19 protein-coding genes are annotated in these 18,524 nt (G+C 64.6%); 10 read left to right on the forward strand and 9 right to left on the reverse strand.

Annotation, left to right across the window (positions count from 1 at the left end; genetic code table 11):
* Positions 1-176 precede the first annotated feature (176 nt).
* The 4 genes from sciP to PKE71_RS04025 all read right to left on the reverse strand — a co-directional run bounded on the left by sciP (position 177) and on the right by PKE71_RS04025 (position 4,774).
* On the reverse strand, positions 177-446 hold the full coding sequence (gene sciP / locus PKE71_RS04010; RefSeq protein ID WP_271185670.1) for a CtrA inhibitor SciP: 270 nt from the start codon (positions 444-446) through the stop codon (positions 177-179).
* A gap of 205 nt (positions 447-651) precedes the next feature.
* Positions 652-2,043 carry a flagellar hook protein FlgE gene (locus tag PKE71_RS04015; protein WP_271185671.1) on the reverse strand — a complete coding sequence of 464 codons (1,392 nt, stop codon included), beginning with the start codon at positions 2,041-2,043 and terminating at the stop codon, positions 652-654.
* A gap of 96 nt (positions 2,044-2,139) precedes the next feature.
* Complete coding sequence (locus PKE71_RS04020) at positions 2,140-2,835, reverse strand: flagellar hook assembly protein FlgD (protein ID WP_271185672.1); 696 nt, start codon at positions 2,833-2,835, stop codon at positions 2,140-2,142.
* A 13-nt stretch (positions 2,836-2,848) separates the two neighbouring features.
* Entirely contained in the window at positions 2,849-4,774 is a 1,926-nt protein-coding gene (locus PKE71_RS04025; protein ID WP_271185673.1) for a flagellar hook-length control protein FliK, read from the reverse strand.
* A gap of 505 nt (positions 4,775-5,279) precedes the next feature.
* Between PKE71_RS04025 and flgK the strand changes: the two genes are divergently transcribed.
* The 5 genes from flgK (at position 5,280) to PKE71_RS04050 (ending at position 10,966) form a co-directional block, all read left to right on the forward strand.
* Positions 5,280-7,421 (forward strand): flagellar hook-associated protein FlgK, encoded by a 2,142-nt coding sequence (gene flgK, locus PKE71_RS04030; RefSeq protein WP_271185674.1) that lies wholly within the window; start codon positions 5,280-5,282, stop codon positions 7,419-7,421.
* A 14-nt stretch (positions 7,422-7,435) separates the two neighbouring features.
* Complete coding sequence (locus PKE71_RS04035; RefSeq protein WP_271185675.1) at positions 7,436-8,350, forward strand: flagellin; 915 nt, start codon at positions 7,436-7,438, stop codon at positions 8,348-8,350.
* 60 nt (positions 8,351-8,410) lie between these two features.
* Positions 8,411-8,713: a hypothetical protein gene (locus PKE71_RS04040; protein ID WP_271185676.1), complete on the forward strand. Its 303-nt coding sequence runs from the start codon at positions 8,411-8,413 to the stop codon at positions 8,711-8,713.
* 104 nt (positions 8,714-8,817) lie between these two features.
* Positions 8,818-10,035, forward strand: coding sequence for a tRNA 2-thiouridine(34) synthase MnmA (gene mnmA, locus PKE71_RS04045; RefSeq protein ID WP_271185677.1), 1,218 nt, complete (start codon positions 8,818-8,820; stop codon positions 10,033-10,035).
* A gap of 685 nt (positions 10,036-10,720) precedes the next feature.
* Complete coding sequence (locus PKE71_RS04050) at positions 10,721-10,966, forward strand: type II toxin-antitoxin system ParD family antitoxin (protein ID WP_271185678.1); 246 nt, start codon at positions 10,721-10,723, stop codon at positions 10,964-10,966.
* On the opposite strand, the gene PKE71_RS04055 is transcribed toward PKE71_RS04050, so the two are convergent.
* Positions 10,963-11,397 (reverse strand): CPBP family glutamic-type intramembrane protease, encoded by a 435-nt coding sequence (locus PKE71_RS04055; protein WP_271185679.1) that lies wholly within the window; start codon positions 11,395-11,397, stop codon positions 10,963-10,965. The genes PKE71_RS04050 and PKE71_RS04055 overlap by 4 nt on opposite strands.
* Positions 11,398-11,513: 116 nt before the next feature.
* On the opposite strand from PKE71_RS04055, the gene PKE71_RS04060 reads away from it, so the two are divergent.
* Positions 11,514-12,704 (forward strand): thiolase family protein, encoded by a 1,191-nt coding sequence (locus PKE71_RS04060; protein WP_271185680.1) that lies wholly within the window; start codon positions 11,514-11,516, stop codon positions 12,702-12,704.
* A gap of 77 nt (positions 12,705-12,781) precedes the next feature.
* On the opposite strand, the gene PKE71_RS04065 is transcribed toward PKE71_RS04060, so the two are convergent.
* Together PKE71_RS04065 and PKE71_RS04070 are read right to left on the reverse strand one after the other, a co-directional pair.
* Positions 12,782-13,153: a hypothetical protein gene (locus PKE71_RS04065; protein WP_271185681.1), complete on the reverse strand. Its 372-nt coding sequence runs from the start codon at positions 13,151-13,153 to the stop codon at positions 12,782-12,784.
* 15 nt (positions 13,154-13,168) lie between these two features.
* Positions 13,169-13,540 carry a hypothetical protein gene (locus PKE71_RS04070; protein ID WP_271185682.1) on the reverse strand — a complete coding sequence of 124 codons (372 nt, stop codon included), beginning with the start codon at positions 13,538-13,540 and terminating at the stop codon, positions 13,169-13,171.
* A 47-nt stretch (positions 13,541-13,587) separates the two neighbouring features.
* Here PKE71_RS04070 and PKE71_RS04075 point away from each other — a divergent pair, with 47 nt between their 5' ends.
* A complete protein-coding gene (locus tag PKE71_RS04075; RefSeq protein ID WP_271185683.1) occupies positions 13,588-14,163 on the forward strand; it encodes a TetR/AcrR family transcriptional regulator in 576 nt (191 codons plus the stop codon).
* Here the strand turns inward: PKE71_RS04075 and PKE71_RS04080 are convergent.
* Both PKE71_RS04080 and PKE71_RS04085 read right to left on the reverse strand, forming a co-directional pair.
* Positions 14,124-14,342: a hypothetical protein gene (locus tag PKE71_RS04080; RefSeq protein ID WP_271185684.1), complete on the reverse strand. Its 219-nt coding sequence runs from the start codon at positions 14,340-14,342 to the stop codon at positions 14,124-14,126. The genes PKE71_RS04075 and PKE71_RS04080 overlap by 40 nt on opposite strands.
* The gene (locus tag PKE71_RS04085) at positions 14,343-14,822 is read right to left on the reverse strand and encodes an Lrp/AsnC family transcriptional regulator (RefSeq protein ID WP_271185685.1); all 480 of its coding nucleotides are present in this window, start codon (positions 14,820-14,822) and stop codon (positions 14,343-14,345) included. It lies immediately after the preceding gene.
* A gap of 188 nt (positions 14,823-15,010) precedes the next feature.
* Here PKE71_RS04085 and PKE71_RS04090 point away from each other — a divergent pair, with 188 nt between their 5' ends.
* Genes PKE71_RS04090 through PKE71_RS04100 form a run of 3 tightly spaced genes read left to right on the forward strand, consistent with a single transcriptional unit; the run spans position 15,011 to position 18,515 of the window.
* On the forward strand, positions 15,011-16,240 hold the full coding sequence (locus tag PKE71_RS04090; protein WP_271185686.1) for a thiamine pyrophosphate-dependent enzyme: 1,230 nt from the start codon (positions 15,011-15,013) through the stop codon (positions 16,238-16,240).
* Positions 16,241-16,243: 3 nt separating this feature from the next.
* Positions 16,244-17,257 (forward strand): alpha-ketoacid dehydrogenase subunit beta, encoded by a 1,014-nt coding sequence (locus PKE71_RS04095; protein ID WP_271185687.1) that lies wholly within the window; start codon positions 16,244-16,246, stop codon positions 17,255-17,257.
* Position 17,258: 1 nt separating this feature from the next.
* Positions 17,259-18,515, forward strand: a complete 1,257-nt coding sequence (locus PKE71_RS04100; protein ID WP_271185688.1) for a dihydrolipoamide acetyltransferase family protein — start codon at positions 17,259-17,261, stop codon at positions 18,513-18,515.
* Positions 18,516-18,524: the final 9 nt, after the last annotated feature.

Raw genomic sequence — 18,524 nt, forward strand, 5'->3', positions numbered from 1 at the left:
CTGGGCAGAATTTTCCTACCGGTCTCGTAAACGAGGGTTTAATGACGCTTAATAGGAAATGCACTCTGCCCGTCGAGACCAGGCAGAGCACACAATCACGATGTGCAATTGACATGTTGAACGGCGACCCGGGGGGAAGGGCCGCCGTTCGGAAACGCTAGTTAAAGGGGGGACAACTAGCGATACTGTTGCAGGCGCGTCGTGCGCAGCCCGGCCAGTCCGTGCTTGTCGATGGAGCGCTGCCAGCCCAGGAATTCCTCGACCGTCAGCGAGTAGCGTGCACATGCGTCCTCGAGCGAAAGCAGGCCACCTCTCACGGCCGCGACGACTTCAGCCTTGCGACGAACAACCCAGCGCTGGGTGCTCGGCTTGGGCAGGTCCGCCAGGGTGAGAGGGCTACCATCCGGTCCAATGACATAATTTTCTTTTTTAAGGCGCGGCTGCATGTCCGACCCCCGTTGTTCTTGTTTGTAGGGTCACCCTACACAGCGGCCTTTAACATCCACCTAAACCGCTGGGTAAATTTGTGTTTAAGGCACTCGATAGAATTTGTGTCGAATTGGGAGCCCGCGACATGCCCCGCAGGCGGCAAAAAAAGAAGGGGACGCCCGAGGCGCCCCCTTCAGACCAGTCCAAGGATCAGTGCCGACCCTAGCGCTTCATCCGGATCGCCTCGTCCAGCATCTCGTCAGCCGTGGTAATGATCTTCGACGATGCTGAATAAGCGCGCTGCGTCGTGATCAGGCTGGTGAACTCGGTCGCCAGATCGACATTCGAGCTTTCCAGCGTCGAGGAGGCGATATTGCCGGCCGTTCCCAGACCCGGACGCGTCAGGGTGTAGGCGCCGGACTCGGGAGTGACGGTAAATGTGCCGCCCGACTGGGCTTCCAGTCCATCCGGGTTCGTGAAGGTCGCGACCGGGATCTGGTAGATCTTGCGGACAATGCCGTTTGTGAACTTGGCAAAGACGAAGCCGTCCTCATCCACATCGACGCTGGCAAAGTTGCCGAATGCCGAGCCGTTCACATTTGTCGAACCCAGATTGGACGGGCTGTCATACTGGGTGAAGCCGCCGGCCGAGTTCGCGCCGCCGAAGTCCAGTGTGATGGACTGGGCGTCGATACCGGTCGCGTTCGCCCACTGGAATTCGTTCGCGGCAAGGGGGGCAGCGTTGCTGGACGCCAGGAAGTTGAGCGACGTCGGCAGCGTGGTGTTGGCGACATCGAGGCGGCCATTCTCGTCAAACGCCACCGTGCCCGTCAGCAGCTGACCGTCGACCAGGCCGGCGCCGGTCGTTACGTCGGAGGCTGGAGACATGTGAACTTCGGCATGCCATTCATTCGTCGTTGCGCTCTTCAGCATCGAGATGGTGAGCGTACGCACACCGCCGACACTGTCATAGAAGGGAATGGAGCGCTGGAAGTCCGGCGTAACATTGCCCGACGCCATATTGTTGGCCGAAAGCGTCGGATCGTAGGTCGCTTCGTCGGCTGAAACGGCCTGGCGCTGGTAGAGATTGGCATTGAACGACATCGACGTTGAGGCTTCAGCCGCGCCGCCGATGGACGACAGGTTGATCGTTTCCAGATTATTCAGGTCGGACGGGTTGGCGGAAACCGTACCGTCAGAGGCTACCGGCCAGCCGGCGAGGTACATGCCGGCATCATTCTTCAGATAGCCGTTCTCGTCCGGCAGGAACCGGCCGGAGCGGGTGAAGGCAACCGAATCGTTCGAGTCAGCCGTCGGATTCTCCCGCACAACGAAAAAGCCGCGGCCGGCGATCGCCAGATCGGTGCTGGTGGTGCCGGGCTGCAGCAGGCCGCCCTCGGAGATCGCGAGGCGGGCGACAGAGTTCACGCCAGCAGCGGTATAGCGCGAGCTGGAGGCATTGCCGCCGCCGTCATAAAGCGGTGTGAACACGGAGTTGGCGCGCTTGTAGCCGATCGTGTTGACGTTGGAGATGTTGTCCGAGATCGCGGCCAGCGCGCTCGAATTGGCAATCAGGCCGGAAGCGCCGGCCAAAAGCGCGGAATTGATGCTCATAGTGCATGCTCCATGCGTTCTTGGGTCTTGTTTGGAGCTTTCTGCTGCGTTGGTTGGGGCTGCCTTCTGGCGGCCCGTCAGGCCGGCGGGCCTGCTCTATTCAGTCGGTTCCAGATAGGGGTTGTCCTCGATACTCCCTGCTCCAGCCTCACGTACTGCGAGAATGGAGGAGAGCGGGACGCTGATATTGCCCATCTGGACAATCACTTCGCTGCCGGACATGTCGACGCCCGTCACCCGGCCCGAGGCGCGGATTTCGGCGGTGATGCTCTCGCCATCGGCATTCGTGGCAATCACGTCCAGCGTGTAGACGCCATCCTCCAGGTCGGCACCGTTTTCGCTCTTGCCGTCCCACTCGAACTCGTGGGAACCGGCAGTCACCTCGCCGGTCGAACGGGCAACGATACGTTCGCCCTGCTTGATCACAAGCGTCACGGACTCGGCGTCGTCGGGCAGGATGTACTCCCAGTTGGCGCTGCCGTTCTCCATGTAGGCCATCGGTGTGTCGGCCATTGCAACCCGGCCGATATAGCCGACCGAGTTCGCCTGGGCGGCGGCCGACTGCAGGATCAGCAGGCTCTCCAGATTCTGGTTCTGGGCGATCTGCTGTTCCACGCTCGAGAAGTCGACCAGCTGGTTCACGAACTGGGTTGAATCCAGCGGATTCAGCGGGTCCTGGTTCTTCATCTGCTCGGTGAGCAGGGTGAGGAACATCTCGAAATTGTCGGCGAGGCCGGTCTGCGAATTGACGAGCGACGGGCTTGCCTGGGTCGCACTCGTGACTTCGGTCATTCTTCCGTCTCCCTTACACCCGCATGTCCACGCCGCTCCGGCGTGACAGCAGGAAACCGTATTTCGATTGCTGAACGATCGGCGCAGCGGCCTCGTCGGTCAGCCCGATCTCGCCGCCCTCGGCAAAGATCGGCATGGTGGTCGCAGACGGATCACGTTCAGACCCGGATGTGTCGCCGCCTTCGTCACGCATCTGGAAGGTCAGGCCCTCGTCGGCCAGCTCCAGTCCTGCCTCATTGAGGCTGCGTTCCAGATCCCGCGCGGCGCGTTGCAGTTCCGCAAGCGTTTCAGGACGTTCCGCGGATAGAACGGCGTGAACGCGATTGTCGGCCCGCAGTTCGAGGCGCACATCCACCTTGCCGAGCTCGGCCGGGTCGAGACGGATGTCGAACACCCGCTGGCCATTGTTGAACTGGCGCGTGATCTGTCCGGCCAGGTGCTGGGCCGTGTGTGGCGCAAAGCGCGGCAGGTTGGCGCCGGCACGGTCGGCGGGGGCGCGGACATCGCCGGTCCGGTTGAGCTGGATCTCGGCATCGGACTGCGCGGCGTCGGGGTCGATCTCGAGCGGCTGGACCGGCGCCGGGTCAGCGTTTCCGGCAGGCTGTGCAAGTGCCTGCATAAGCGGTGACATAGCCGGTGCATTCGGGTCACGTTGCGGTGACATAGAAGTAATATTGCTGCCCTCCGCTGTCGCATTTGACTGGACAGAGCCCTGTCCGGTTGGCGTCGTCGAAACGCCCTGGCCGGCCGGCGCGGCGGACTTGCCGCTGGACGATTTGGCGGATGCCGCGCTACCGCCGGTTTCCAGGATCGCGGGACGGTGCGATGTTTCGCGCAGCGGGGCCGGTGCCTGTCCGGTTTGCTGCTGCGGCATTGCATTGGCCGTGGCAGCTGTGGCGGCGGCTGTAGTGGCCCCGGCCGTGGCGGCCTGGGTTTGAGCGCCGGCCTGCATGACCGAAGGTTTGGCTGTGCCTGATGACGCCGCGGCACCTTCCGATGCAGCCGGAGACGTGGCAGCCGGCTGGGCAGCTGCTTGCGCGGCCGCATTGGCGGTCTGGGCCGGTTTGCCCGGCGTGGCGCCGGATGCATCCGGTGCGGACGGAGCCGGCGAAGCCGTGTTGGCGGTCTTGCCGGCAACGCCTGTGTCCGCGGTCTTGGCGGCGGCGGCCTGCTTGCCAGGTTCGGGAGCGAGGTCAGGCGTCGTAGCGCCGCTCTGCGATCCCGGCGTGCTGTTCGATGCCGGGTTGGCAGCGGTGGAGGCGGTCGCCTGGCCGGTGTTCTGCGCCGGAGCTGTGGCCGTTGATCTGGCGGTAACGCCGTCCTGCGCGTTCGCCGATGCGCCGGCAGCGCGGGTAGCCGCGGCTGTCGCGCTGTCCGGTGTTTGCGCGGCGCTGTTTGCGGCCGGAGCGGGCTCAGTCGTGTTGCCAGACGATGCTGCTGCGGGTGCAGCGCCGGCGACCGGCGTTGAAGCCGCCTGGGTGTTCACCTGGGCATTCATCTGGGTATTGGGTTGAGCGGCGGCTTGTTGTGCAGCCGGCTGGGAGGAGGCTGGTTTGCCCGCCTCCGCGGACTTTGCCTGGACCGGTTTCTGGCCGGCCGCTGCTGCGTCCGCACTTTCAGCGTCGCTTCCGGTTGCCGGAGCGGGCTGGCCCGCGGCAGGTGCATTGCCGGCATTGCCGGCATTGCCGGCATTGGCGGTGTCGTTCGGAATGGCGCGTTCACCGGTCTTGGCCTGGCCGGCCGGTTTGCGGACCGGGGTCTCTTCCGTGCTGCGCGCGGTCTCGACCATGTCGGAGAAAGCACTCTCGCGGGCGCTGTCCGTATCGTCATGACGGCGGCCTGCATCGCCGGACGGCCGGCCGGTCGCGCCGGGGCGATCGGCGGCGGCCGCCGTGTCGGCGCTCCGGGGGAGGTTGGCAGTGGGAAAACCCGATTGCATGTCCGGTCCATCTTGTTCTTGCGGCGCCATCCGCGCCTGGCTTGCCGATCCGGTCGCAAGGGGCGTGCCAGTTTCGACTTAGTCTAACCATCAGAAAATACGTATTAATTTCCCGGTAACCGGTCGCTCGATCCGCTTCTGCCCGGCGAAACTTTCCCGGTGGTGGGCCGAAGCTGCCGGTCTGCGCCTCACGCACCCGCCCGGCCTCGCGCGCGGGCGCGTTCCTGTTCTCCCGGCCCGGTTTCCCGGGCGCCGGACAGGCGCCGGTGCGGTCATCGAAAAACTGGCCCGCCCCTTGCGACGTCAGGGACAGGCCGATCCGTCTCGCGGATGGCCGCCGAATGGATCGAATGCGCAAAGGTCGAAATATCGCAATGGGTTACGTGATGGCAGCTTGGCTTGAACACGGTGCGCGCCGCCTCCGGCGACCCGGCAAGGCTTGCCGTGCCGGCGGCAGAATTGACCGCCCGGCCCACCGGATCGGCCTGCGTGCAGGGAGCGGAACATGTCGCTGAACGGAATTCTCGGAAACGCGCTGTCGGGCCTCTCGGCCAGCCAGGCCGGCCTGCGCGCCACCTCCAACAATGTCGCCAATGTCAACACGCCCGGCTATGCCCGCACGGAAGCGCTGCTGCAGGCGCGCAATGTCGGCGGCGTGGCGATGGGCGTCGAAGTGGTCGGCATCCACCGGATCGTCGACCGCCACCTCCAGGTCGCATCACTGCGGGCGATCAGCGATGCCGGCGCGGCCGAGCTGAGCGCCAACATGCTGGACCGGGTGCAGGCACAGTTCGGCAAGCTGGACGATGCCGGCTCACTGTTCTCGCGCATGAATGCGGCCTTCTCCGGCCTGTCGCAGGCAAGTGTGGACCCCACCCTGGCTGTGGCGCGCCTGTCGGCGGCTTCCGACCTGCAATCCTTCTTCGACGAGGCCAAGCGCCTGTCCGGCGAGATCCGGAATTACCGTCTGGAGTCGGACTCGAAGATCAATGCCAATGTCACGCGGGTCAACGAGATCATCAACGAGCTCTACGAGCTCAACTCCAGTGTCCAGAGCCTTGCCACCACGGGCGGCGATACATCCGGGGCAGAAAACCGCCAGTCCGAACTGCTTGACGAGCTGTCGCAATACATGGACGTGCGCTCGGACTACCAGCCCGATGGACGGGTTGTCGTGCGTACCGGCGATGGCGTGCTGCTGCTCGACAACTACCCGGCCAGGCTGAGCTATGATGCCGGTGGCACGGGTGCCTATGGCATCGATTACGGCAACATTTTCGTCCAGCCGCCCAATGGCGGTACGGCGCAGCAGCTGGACAGCCATATCACCAGCGGCGAGCTGCGCGCGCTTATCGACATGCGCGACAAGGAATTGCCCGCCATGGCCGAAGAGCTGGCAGAGCTGACCTCCGGGGCGGCCGACGCGCTGAACGCGGCGCACAACAATGCCACTGCCTATCCGCCGCCGCAGACGCTGAGCGGCCGGAATACCGGCCTGGAAGGCACGGACCTGCACAATTTCACGGGAGCGACCACGCTGGCCGTGACGGACAATACCGGCACGCTGGTGCGGCGCGTCGATATCGATTTCGACGCCGGCACGCTGTCGGTCGATGGCGGACCCGCCGCCGCGATCGGCACGACGGTGGCCAGCCTGACCACGGCGATCGACACGGCGCTCGGCGGTGTCGGGTCGGCCAGTTTTGCCAACGGCCAGCTGACGATTGCCGCGGATGCGGCGGCCAACGGCATCGCTACCCTGCAGGATGACGCCAATCCCAGCGACCGGGGCGGGCGCGGCTTTGCGCACTTCTTCGGTCTCAACGATGTCGTGCGGTCGAACGAGCCCGGCTTTTTCGAAACCGGCATGACCGGTGCCGAACTGCACGGCTTTGCCGGCGGCTCCACGATCAGTTTTGAAGTGAAGACGGCGGCGGGTGACCGGGTCACGACGGTCGACATCCCGATGGTCGCCGGCCAGAGCTTCAACGATGTCATCACGGCGCTGAACAACACCACGACGGGTGTCGGCCGTTATGTCACCTTCAGTCTCGACGCCAATGGCGAGCTGACCTCGACGCCGAATGCCGGTTATGAGGCTTTCGACGTCAACCTGACCGGCGACAACACGTCGCGGCCGGGTTCCGGCCTGGCCTTCTCGGAAATCTTCGGCGTCGGCCTGGAAGCCCGTGCCGGGCGTTCGGAGAGCTTCGAGGTCGATCCGGCGATCCGGTCGAATGCCTCTCGGCTGGCGCTGGCCCAGCTGGATATCGATGGTGCGACGGTTGTCGGCGATGTCGTGGTGACGGCCGGCGACAATCGCGGCGGCATCGCCCTGCAGGGCGCCCTGACCAATCCCCGCAGCTTCGACGCAGCCGGTTCGCTCAACCGCACGACGGTGAGCCTGCAGGACTACGCGTCCCGCATGGCCGGTGCGGTCGGCTCTCGCGCCTCGCGCGCGGAGAGTGTTGCCGAGTCGGCCGCCGTGCTGCGTGAGACCGCGGCCCAGAAACGCACCGATGTGGAAGGGGTCAATCTCGACGAGGAACTCGCCGCGATGACGCGCTTCCAGACATCCTACAACGCATCGGCCCGCATGCTGCAGGCCGCCAAGGAAATGACCGATATTCTCCTGAATATCATCTAGGAGGTTTTGTACTCATGACGCGCATTTCCACCTATGCCGCCAACCAGTCGGCGCTGATGGACCTGATGAAGGCCCAGAAGCAGATGTTCGAGGCGCAGCAACAGCTGACGACCGGCAAGCTGGTGCATGATCTCAAGGGCGTCGGCTACCAGGCCGAGATGCTGTCGGCCGCCCGCGCCGCGGAAACCCAGGCCAAGAGCTATGAGGAAGCCGCGACGCGCACCGAGACGCGCCTGGCTGCCCAGGATACGGCGCTGGAGCATATCGCCGACGCCGCCAACAGCCTGCGCCTTGCGATCACCACCAAGGAAGGCGACTACATCATGCAGCAGACGCGCGAGGCCTTCTACGAGGTCACCAACGCGCTCAATACGCAGCATGCCGGCACCTATCTGTTCAGCGGCACGCGCACCGATGTGCCGTCGGTGGGGATTTCGGACCTGTCCGACCTCGTGCCCATGGCCAGTGCCGACGAGGCCTTCCAGAACAATGACCGCAAGCCGCAGGTCCAGCTCGACCAGAATTATTCGATCGAGGTGGGCATGCTGGCCAGCGATGTCGGCGGCGATGTGATGGCGTCCTTCAAGCGGATCGCCGATTTCGACGCCGGCCCGAACGGGCCCTTCGCCAGCCCGCTCTCCGCAGCGCAGGAAGCCTTCCTGCAGACCGAGATCCAGAATGTCGTGTCTGCCCTGGACAATCTGCATGCCCGCGTCGGCGAGAATGGTACGCGCCAGGCGCATGTGGAAAACCTGAAGACCAATCATGTCGAGCGCCAGGACTTCATCACCCTGATGATTTCCGACATCGAGGACGCCGACATGGCCGAGGCCGCGACCCGTTTCCAGCAGGCCCAGACGGCCGTGCAGGTCTCCGCGGCGACCTTCTCCTCGCTGAACCAGGTTTCGCTGCTCAACTATCTGCGATAAACAGCGCGCCGTTGCGGGGCAGAGCATTGTGGGAGTAGCTATCTCGAATAAGCTAGCTTCATGAAAGCTGCTCTTGCCGCAATAGTGGGGCTGTGGTGTGCCGTCTTCGCGTTGGCTCTCCTGTTAAATGGCGGAGAACCAGGCCTTGCTGCTACTGTCGCCACCGTTGTCAGCATCGTCGGGCTGGGTGTTGTTTGGTTTGTCCTGTCCGCAAGATCAACCAGAGCCGACGGCGAAGCCCCGCGCGATGTCTTTGATCGGATGGACACTACCAATCCTGGAGTTTGGCTGATCGCCATAGTCCTCGGAATTGGGGTTTTGTTTTTTCTGGCTTGGAGAGACCAGCTCTCTTTCGGGCTTTGACCTTGGCGTGAGCCTGACCGACTCGTCATTGCGCTCCCTTTCTTCTATATCACCGCAATCGATAACCGTTTGCTCCGGGCCTTGACCCCGTTGGAGGCGCAAGAATGACCACGCTGGTTTCCGGCGATGCCCTGGCGCGCGCCGATGCACTGCTTTCCGAATTCAACCTGTCCGGCGATCCGCTGGGGCTGGGCGGCAACCCGGCAGACCATCGCGTTGTGGTGGCCATGTCCGGCGGCGTCGACAGTTCCGTCACGGCGGCCGTGCTGCACCGCGCCGGCTATGATGTCGTCGGCGTGACGCTGCAGCTCTATGATCATGGCGCCGCGATCCAGAAGAAGGGCGCCTGCTGTGCCGGTCAGGACATCTACGACGCCAAGCGCGTCGCCGAGGCCTGCGGCTTTCCGCATTATGTGCTCGACTATGAAAGCCGGTTCCGCGAGGCGGTGATCGAGGAGTTCGCCGATACCTATCTGGCCGGCTACACGCCCATTCCCTGCGTGCGCTGCAACCAGACGGTCAAGTTTGCCGATCTCCTGGACACGGCGCGCCAGCTGGGTGCGGCCTGCATGGCGACCGGGCATTACATCCAGCGCGTGGCCGGCCCGAACGGGCCGGAGCTGCGCCGGGCCGCCGATGCCGGCAAGGACCAGTCCTACTTCCTGTTCGCGACCACGCATGAGCAGCTGGATTTCCTGCGCTTCCCGCTGGGCCATCTGAACAAGGACCAGACGCGCCGGCTGGCCGAGGCCTTCAGCCTCATCGTCGCCGACAAGCCGGACAGCCAGGACATCTGCTTTGTGCCCCAGGGCCGCTACGTCGACATTGTCGAGAAAGTGCGTCCCGGCGCCTCGCGGCCGGGCGAGATCGTGCATGTCGACGGCCGGGTGCTGGGCAATCATGACGGGGTGATCCGCTATACCGTCGGTCAGCGCCGCGGGCTGAATATTGCCCTGGGCGATCCGCTTTATGTCGTGCGCCTCGACGCTGAAACGGCGCAGGTGATTGTCGGCCCGCGCGAGGCGCTGGAAGTCGACACGATCGGCCTGAAGGAGGTCAACTGGTTGGGCGATGATGCCCTGTCGGATGGCGCGCCCGTGCGCGTGAAGGTGCGCTCGACGCGGCCGCCCGTGCCGGCCGCCCTGGCGGTCGATGGCGACAGCGTCAGCGTCGTCCTCGCCAAGGGCGAGGAGGGCGTCGCGCCGGGCCAGGCCTGCGTCTTCTATTCCAGCGATGACGAAGACCGCGTGCTGGGCGGCGGCTGGATCGCGTCGACGAGCGGGCGGGGGAATGCGGGTACGGGTGTGCGGCTGATCGGGTGAGGGCAGGGGCGCGTGTTCCGCGCTGTGGATAAACTCACTCCCTAAGTGATTGAAATTCGGTCTTTGGTTGTGAGGCGCGGGTCCGTCAAGTGTCTGCCAATAAAAGGTTTTGTTCTGTTGTCCACCGCTGCCATCAATCGTTAACGCGTACTCTGTCGGCGCCTGTGTTTTCGAACTCACGCCACTTGACCGGCCTTGCGATTGAACTGAGATAAAACAATGCCCACGGCGCTCAGCTTGTTTCTTTCTTTTGCTGGGAGATGCGCCAAGTGGAAATCAAACTGGATTGGGAGCGGCCGGCGCTAGCCTCGTTCGTAATGCTTCTGCTCACTGAGCCTCCCTACTGGGTTGTGCTTGTCGCATTCGGAATGCTGATCGTAGCAAGCGAGGTCAGCCGGGGACTGGCAGATGACTAGGCGACGGCGGTCACTTTCGGGCATTGATCTCTTGCCGGGATTCCGCCTCAGTCTTTCAATCCGGTCAAGGGCGCCTCTGGCGCCGCGTCGCGGTTTCACCCTTGACCGGATTGAAAGACTGAGGCCCGCTGGCTGACAAGAGATCAATGGCGGGGTGTGTTGCACACATCTCTGACGGGATCGGTCTCACACTGGCTTGCCCGCGCGGAACAAAAGGGGAGCATCCCGCACCGAAGCGTGCTAGAATTGCAACCTCAAGGAGGCGTCCCATGTCCATTTCGCTCGAAAAGCGCTGGCAGATCTTCGTGAAGGAGCAGGTGGAGCAGGGCCGTTACAAGACGGAGGCCGAAGTGGTGGAAGACGGTTTGCGCCTCATTGCTGAACGCGAGGCGAAGCTGGCTGAGTTGCGGCAGTCGCTGGAAGAAGCTTTGGCCGATCCCCGGCGCTATACGCCCGAAGAGGTGAAAGCGCACCTGAGGCAAACGGCCCAGCGGCTGGTATCGGACAAGATCTAACCCGGAACCGTCAGCCCTTTCCAGGCCACCACGGTCAGCCAATGGATCATGACGGCGGGCCAGACCGAGCCGCTGCGGCGCCAGGCCAAAGTACACACCAGGCCGAGCAGCGCCACGATCGCCAGGAAGGCCGGCTCCAGAAAGACCGGCTGGGCCATCGGCAGGCCGAGCCAGACCTGTACGGGGTGCCAGAGCACGAAGGCGGTCAGGGCGAGGGCGGCTCTCAGCCAGCCGGTCCGGCCGCCGAGCAGGACCCGGAAAATCATCTCTTCGGCGAGCGCGGGGACCAGGATTGCGGCCGCCGCAATGGCGATGAATGGCCGCCATTCATCGGTCAGGGAAAACTTGAACAGTGATTCATGTTGCCCCAAATAGGCAGCGATGAGCGCAAAAACGGCAAACAGCAGAAGGGATTGTCCCCAATCGGACAATCGCGGCCAGGTCCGGACCGCGGATGTTGCATCTGCGAAAATGCTTGACGCTGTGCCGCATCTTTCGATCATGCGCGCCAGACTAGAGACGAAACCAACCCCTGAGGAGACACGAAATGAGTGCTAGCGACGATCCCATTGTCATCGTCGGCATGGCCCGCACCCCGATGGGCGGCCTGCTGGGTGAGCTGGCGCCGCTTTCGGCCAACGAACTCGGTGCGATTGCCGTCAAGGCGGCGATGGAAGAGGCCGGTCTCGCCGGCGACGATGTCGACCAGATCCTGATGGGCAATGTGCTGATGGCCGGCCAGGGCCAGGCGCCGGGCCGCCAGGCCGCGATCAAGGCCGGCCTGCCCAAATCCGTCGAGGCGACCACGCTGAACAAGATGTGCGGTTCGGGCATGCAGGCGGCGATCATGGGCCGTGCGGCGATTGCCTCGGGCGATGCCGAGATCATCATCGCCGGCGGCATGGAATCGATGACCAACGCCCCGCACATGCTGCCCACGCATCGCGCCGGCTTCAAATACGGTCATGACACGATCAAGGACCACATGGCCCAGGACGGTCTCGAGGACGCCTACGAGAAGAAGCCGATGGGCGTCTATGCCGACATGATCGCGGAAGAACACCAGTTCACCCGCGAGCAGCAGGATGCCTATGCCCTGGAAACCCTGGCCCGCGCCCAGCGCGCGACCAAGGAGGGCGATTTCAAGCGCGAGATCACGCCGGTGACGATCCAGACCCGCAAGGGCGATGTGACGGTCGATACCGACGAACTGCCGCGCAAGGCGATGCCGGAGAAAATCCCGTCCCTGCGTCCGGCCTTCTCCAAGGACGGCACGGTCACGGCGGCGAATGCGTCGGCCATCTCCGACGGTGCGGCAGCGCTGGTGATGATGCGCCAGTCCGAAGCCGAGCGCCGCGGCATCAAGCCGATCGCCCGTATCGCCGCCACGGCGGCCCACGCCCACGAGCCGGCCTATTTCACCACCGCGCCGGTGCCTGCCATGCGCAAGGTTGTCGAGCGGGCCGGCTGGCAGGTCGAGGATGTCGATCTGTGGGAGATCAACGAGGCTTTCGCCGTCGTGCCGATGATCGCGATGAAAGAGCTGGGCATTTCCCACGACATCATCAACGTCAATGGCGGCGCCTGCGCCCTGGGTCACCCGATCGGCGCCTCCGGTGCCCGCATCATGGTGACGCTGCTGGCGGCCCTGGAAAAGGCCGGCAAGACGAAGGGCGTTGCCTCGCTGTGCATCGGCGGTGGTGAAGCCACGGCTGTGGCTGTCGAGCGCTTGGCGTAAGCGTTTCGCCAGACCGGCCAGACTGGAACGAAGAAGGGCGCGGCCGGCCGGCTGCGCCCTTTCTCTTGGGGTCCGGCTTAGCCCTGAAAAGCGGCGAAGGCCGACAGGCCGGCGATCGGCAGGAAGGCCAGCCAGGCCGGGTGCCGCCCGCGTCCGAAGAACAGGGCCGCCGCGCCGCTGACAGCAAACACCGCCGCAACAATGCCGAGAATGGTGGTCCGTCCGGCGCCGGTCTGCCCGTCCATCACAACGAGGATACCGGCCAGTCCGAACCAGGCGAGGGTGGTGATATGCCAGGCCGTGCGGATCAGCGCCCGTGTGAAGTCCGTACTGCCGCGCAGGCGGGGCAGGGTGTCCATCGTCAGCAGCGGCCGGATGAGGCGCTGCTCGCCGGCGATGGAGTGATAGAGGCCGATCAGCACGGTCAGGGCGGCGGCGATCAGAAGCATCGTTTATGTCTCCCGCTAGAGCGCCAGTCCGGCCGCGCCGAGCGCAGCCGTGGCGGCGAACAGGCTGGTCGAGGGCAGTTTGAGCGGCGCGATGCCGCCCTTCATCGCGACAGCCGCACTCAGCACGCTCAGCGCGGCGCATAGCGGCGTCAGGAAAAGCGCGATCGGCCGGTAACCCGCATCCCAGGCGGCGAGAGCATAGCCTGCGGCCATGAAGGCGAGCAGGATGGTGGTGATGTGCCAGCAATAATAGTTCAGCCATTTCGAAGCCGGCGGCAGGGTGTCGCTGTCGAGCAGCGGCCGCGCGACTTCCCGGCCGCCCGCGAATGTGTGAACCAGTGTGGTGAACAGGGCCATCGCGGCCGCTAGCCAGAGCAGGAGGGGCATGATAGTGACTCGTATTGGAAAACTTATTCTAGAAATAATGTTCTAATATGGGCCGGCGGTCAACATTCTCCGACGATGATGTGTTTGCGGCGGTTGGCCGCATGCTGGTGCGTGACGGCGAGGTGCGCATGCAGAGCGTGGTCGAGCAGACCGGCGTCTCGGTCGGCTCGCTCTATCACCGCTTCGGTTCGCGCGAGGGACTGCTGGCGCGGGCCTGGCTGGACACGCTGGCCGCATTTCATGCCCGTTTTCTCGCAGCCCTCGATCAGCCCGGCGAGGTGCCGGGCCTGGCAGCGGCGCTGGAGACGCCGCGCTTCTGCCGCGACGAGCCGGACAAGGCGCTGATCCTGGTCTGCTGCCGGCGCAGCGAGCTGATGTCGGACGACACGCCGGAGGCGCTGCAGGCCGAGCTCGCCACGGTCAATGACCGGGTGATGGCGGCGATCGAAGCCTTCTGCCGGCGCACAGGCCTGCCCCTGGAAATCGCACGGCTCGGCCTGATCGGCTTTCCCCTGGGTGCCGTGAAGCTCTACATGCCGGGCGCGCCTGTCCCCGAAGCGCTGGACGAGGAGATCGAGCGGGCCTACCGCGCGGTTGTCCTGCCGCGGCTGGTCTCTTCCTGAGGCGGGGTGAAATCGCAGGCCGACGCGGCGCGGTCCCAGCGTCCGCCTGCATCGAGGCAGGCATCGATCTCCAGATTGCCGGAGAAGTCGAACCGCAGAACGATCACGATGACCAGCGTGACGAGGATCGCGGCGCCCCACAGGAGCGGCCCCGTCATGCTGCGCTGGCGAAGGGCCACCTAGTCCTCGATATGGTTGAGGGGCAGGCCGCGGCCTTCCTTCACATTGCGGATCTGCACGGAGGTGCGGAAGTCGCCGACCACGTCGAGCGGGATCATCTTCTCGTACATGAAGTCGTTATAGCTATCGATGTCCGGCGTCACGACCTTGAGCAGGTAGTCATAGGGGCCGGTCATGGTGGCGGCCTCGGTGACTTCCTTGAAGGACTGGATGGCGCTTTCGAACTTTTCGTAATTCGCCTTGCGGGCCGGCTGGATCTTCACTTCCAGATAGGCGGTGAACATCAGGCCGATGGCGCGGCGGTCGAGCTGGACCGAGCGGCGCTTGATGATGCCCTCGGTCTCCAGCCGCCGAATCCGGCGCCAGCAGGGCGAGGGTGTCAGGCCGACGATTTCGGCGATATCGGCGACCGAACGGCCGGCATCTTCCTGCAGGGCTTCCAGAATGCGGACATCAATCGTGTCGAGAGTGGCGGTCATTATTTCCTCAAACCATGGATTTCTGCGAAATTAATCCAATATATTGCACTTGCGAACCCCGAAATGGCGCCGCATTCCAACGGTAGACAAGACCTGTCCATCCGCGTTAGACGCCGTCTCGCGCTCGCGAGCCAGTATATCGCGGCGATTGCCGGGGCCCAGACGCCCCATCAGTTCAGCGAGAGCCCATGGCACAAGACGAACCCCGCTTCCATGTTCCGGCGCCTCATGTCCGGCCCGGCGACACGCCCGACTTCTCCCATCTCGACCTGCAGGCTGCCGGTGAGGCGCCGCGTCCCGACCCGTCCGTTGCGGGCATGGAGACGCGCGACCTGGCGCTCGGCCTGATCGGTGTGCTCGATCACAACCACCAGGCCGTCGGCGACTGGGATCCCAAGCTGCAGCCGGACGTGCTGCGCGAGGGCCTGCGCCACATGATGCTCACCCGCGCCTATGACGACCGCATGCTGAAGCTGCAGCGCCAGGGCAAGATGAGCTTCTACATGAAGTCGACGGGCGAGGAGGCGGTGGCCGTTGCCGGCGCGATGGCGCTGGACAAGGGCGACATGGTCTTCCCGTCCTACCGCCAGCAGGGCATCCTGTTTGCGCGCGGCCGCAACATCGTCGACATGATGTGCCACTGCATCTCCAACAGCCGTGACAATCTGAAGGGCCGGCAATTGCCGGTGCACTACACCTGGGCCGAAGGCAATTTCTTCTCGATCTCCGGCAATCTGGCGACGCAATTCCCGCAGGCCGTGGGCTATGCGATGGCGTGCCAGTACAAGGGTGACAAGCAGATCGCCGCGAGCTGGATCGGCGAGGGTTCGACCGCCGAGGGCGATTTCCATGGCGCGCTGGTGCTGGCCTCGACCTACAAGGCGCCGGTCATCCTCAACGTCGTCAACAATCAGTGGGCCATCTCGACCTTCCAGGGCATCGCCGCCGGCCAGTCGCCCAGCTTCGCGCTTAAGGGTATCGGCTACGGCCTAGCCTCGCTGAGGGTCGACGGCAATGACTTCCTCGCCGTCTATGCCGCCACGCAATGGGCCGCCGAGCGCGCCCGGGCCGGTCATGGCGCCACGGTGATCGAGACCTACACCTATCGCGCCGATGCGCACTCCACCTCGGACGATCCGTCCGGCTACCGGCCCAGGGGCGAGAACGAGATCTGGCCGCTGGGCGATCCGATCGCGCGCCTGAAGAACCATCTCATCGGTCTGGGCGAGTGGGACGAGGCGCGTCACACCGCGCTGGAGAAGGAACAGAACGAGCTGGTGATCGCCTCCTACAAGGAAGCGGAGAGCCACGGCACGCTGCATGACGGCCCGCTGTCGCCGGTCAATTCCATCTTCGAGGATGTTTACGCCGAACAGGACTGGCGCCTGCGCCGCCAGCGCCAGGATCTGGGAGTCTAGGACATGGCCACGATGAACATGATCCAGGCCCTCAACTCGGCCCTGGACGTGATGATGGAGCGTGATGGCGACGTCGTCAGCTTCGGCGAGGATGCCGGCTATTTCGGCGGCGTGTTCCGCGTCACGGCGAACCTGCAGAAGAAATACGGTCTCGACCGCTCCTTCGACGCCCCGATCAACGAGGCGGCCATCGTCGCCATGGCGATCGGCATGGCGGCGCGCGGCCTCAAGCCCGTCGCGGAAATCCAGTTCGCCGACTATATCTTCCCCGGCCTCGACCAGATTGTCTCCGAACTGTCGCGCCTGCGCTATCGCACGGCCGGCACCTTCACCGCGCCGGTCGTGATCCGCACGCCCTGCGGCGGCGGTATCCGCGGCGGCCAGACTCACTCGATGAGCCCGGAAGCCTTCTTCACCCATATCCCGGGTGTGCAGGTGATGATGCCGTCCAACCCGTATGACGCGAAGGGCATGCTGATCTCGGCCATCGAGAGCCCGGATCCGGTGATCTTCTTCGAGCCCAAGCGTCTTTATAACGGGCCGTTCGACGGGCATTCCGGCGGCGCCCTGTCGTCCTGGGGCAAGCATCCCAAGGGCGAGGTGCCCGAGGGCCACTACACCGTGCCGATCGGCAAGGCGGACGTGGTGCGCGAAGGCAATGCCGTGACCATCGTCACCTATGGCACGCTGGTGCTCGTTGCCCAGGCGGCAGCCGAAAAGGCCGGTGTGGATGCGGAGATCATCGATCTGCGCACCCTGGTGCCCTACGACATCGAGACGATCGCCCGTTCGGTCAACAAGACCGGCCGCTGCATCGTTGCCCAGGAGGCGCCGCGCACCTCCGGCTTCGCAGCCGAGCTGGCCGCGCAGATCCAGGAAGAATGCTTCTACGCCCTCGAGGCGCCGATCCAGCGCGTCACCGGCTGGGACACGCCTTACCCGCATGCGCATGAATGGTCCTACTTCCCGGGCCCGGAGCGTTTCATCAACGCGATGAACGCCGTTCTGGAGGCTTAAGATGAGCGAATACCGCTACAAGATGCCCGATGTCGGCGAAGGGATCGTCGAGGCCGAGATCGTCGAATGGCACGTCAAGGAAGGTGACACCGTCACCGAGGACCAGCACGTGCTGGACGTGATGACCGACAAGGCGACGGTGGAAATCCCCTGCGCCGTGAACGGCACCGTCACCAAGCTGGTCGGGGCACCGGGCGACGTCATCGCCGTCGGCACCGAGATCATGTTCATCGCCACCGAAGGCGCGGCTCCGGCCGGGGACGCGGCGAAAGAGCCGGAACCGGAAGCACCGGCCCGGCCCGAGCCGAAAAAGCCCGTCGAGCCGGAGCAGGCCGCTGCGGCGCCCTCCGTGGCCGCCCGCATGACCGGCGAGCGCCCGCTGGCCAGCCCGGCCGTGCGCAAGCGGGCCCTGGACAAGGATATCGATCTCGGTCTGGTGCCGGGCACGGGTCCGGCCGGGCGTATCACGCACGAGGACCTGGACGATTTCATCAAGTCCGGCGGACGCCTCGCGTCGAAGTCCGGCGGGGGCGGCACGGCGATCCGTGCGCCGCAGACCGGTGTCACCGAGGAGAAGGTGATCGGCCTGCGCCGGCGCATCTCCGACAACATGTCGCGCGCCCAGCGCACCATCCCCGACATCGCCTATGTCGAGGAGATCGACGTCACCGCGCTGGAAGAGCTGCGGGCGCATCTCAACAATACCCGCCGCGAAGACCAGCCCAAGCTGACCTTCATCCCCTTCCTCGTGATGGCGCTGGCGCGGGCCCTGCCCCACACGCCCCAGGCCAATGCCCATTTCGATGGCGAGGCCATGGTGCTGACCAAGTATGACGCCGTCCATTGCGGCATCGCCGCAGCGACGCCGAACGGTCTGATGGTGCCGGTGATCAAGCACGCGGAAAGCCTGGACATCTGGCAGATCGCGAGCGAGCTCGGCCGTCTCGGCCAGGCCGCCAAGGACGGCAAGGCGACCAAGGACGAGCTGAGCGGCTCGACCATCACCATCACCTCGCTGGGGGCGATCGGCGGTCTGGTCACCACGCCGATCCTCAATGCGCCGGAAACGGCCATCATCGGCGTCAACAAGATGCAGACCCTGCCGCGCTATGACGCTGACGGCCAGGTCGTGCCGCGCAAGGTGATGAACCTGTCATCCTGTTTCGACCACCGCATCGTCGACGGCTATGACGCCGCCATGCTGATCCAGCGGGTCAAAGGGTTCCTGGAGAACCCGGCCACCCTGTTCATGGGCTAGGGAGCGCAC

It is taken from the genome of Maricaulis virginensis (assembly GCF_027922185.1).
GTDB lineage: Bacteria > Pseudomonadota > Alphaproteobacteria > Caulobacterales > Maricaulaceae > Maricaulis > Maricaulis virginensis.

Coding starts and splice junctions, on each gene's coding strand:
- sciP (WP_271185670.1), bottom strand. CDS start 446: ATGCAGCCGCGCCTTAAAAAAGAAAATTATGTCATTGGACCGGATGGT.
- PKE71_RS04015 (WP_271185671.1), bottom strand. CDS start 2,043: ATGAGCATCAATTCCGCGCTTTTGGCCGGCGCTTCCGGCCTGATTGCC.
- PKE71_RS04020 (WP_271185672.1), bottom strand. CDS start 2,835: ATGACCGAAGTCACGAGTGCGACCCAGGCAAGCCCGTCGCTCGTCAAT.
- PKE71_RS04025 (WP_271185673.1), bottom strand. CDS start 4,774: ATGCAATCGGGTTTTCCCACTGCCAACCTCCCCCGGAGCGCCGACACG.
- flgK (WP_271185674.1), top strand. CDS start 5,280: ATGTCGCTGAACGGAATTCTCGGAAACGCGCTGTCGGGCCTCTCGGCC.
- PKE71_RS04035 (WP_271185675.1), top strand. CDS start 7,436: ATGACGCGCATTTCCACCTATGCCGCCAACCAGTCGGCGCTGATGGAC.
- PKE71_RS04040 (WP_271185676.1), top strand. CDS start 8,411: ATGAAAGCTGCTCTTGCCGCAATAGTGGGGCTGTGGTGTGCCGTCTTC.
- mnmA (WP_271185677.1), top strand. CDS start 8,818: ATGACCACGCTGGTTTCCGGCGATGCCCTGGCGCGCGCCGATGCACTG.
- PKE71_RS04050 (WP_271185678.1), top strand. CDS start 10,721: ATGTCCATTTCGCTCGAAAAGCGCTGGCAGATCTTCGTGAAGGAGCAG.
- PKE71_RS04060 (WP_271185680.1), top strand. CDS start 11,514: ATGAGTGCTAGCGACGATCCCATTGTCATCGTCGGCATGGCCCGCACC.
- PKE71_RS04065 (WP_271185681.1), bottom strand. CDS start 13,153: ATGCTTCTGATCGCCGCCGCCCTGACCGTGCTGATCGGCCTCTATCAC.
- PKE71_RS04070 (WP_271185682.1), bottom strand. CDS start 13,540: ATGCCCCTCCTGCTCTGGCTAGCGGCCGCGATGGCCCTGTTCACCACA.
- PKE71_RS04075 (WP_271185683.1), top strand. CDS start 13,588: ATGGGCCGGCGGTCAACATTCTCCGACGATGATGTGTTTGCGGCGGTT.
- PKE71_RS04085 (WP_271185685.1), bottom strand. CDS start 14,822: ATGACCGCCACTCTCGACACGATTGATGTCCGCATTCTGGAAGCCCTG.
- PKE71_RS04090 (WP_271185686.1), top strand. CDS start 15,011: ATGGCACAAGACGAACCCCGCTTCCATGTTCCGGCGCCTCATGTCCGG.
- PKE71_RS04095 (WP_271185687.1), top strand. CDS start 16,244: ATGGCCACGATGAACATGATCCAGGCCCTCAACTCGGCCCTGGACGTG.
- PKE71_RS04100 (WP_271185688.1), top strand. CDS start 17,259: ATGAGCGAATACCGCTACAAGATGCCCGATGTCGGCGAAGGGATCGTC.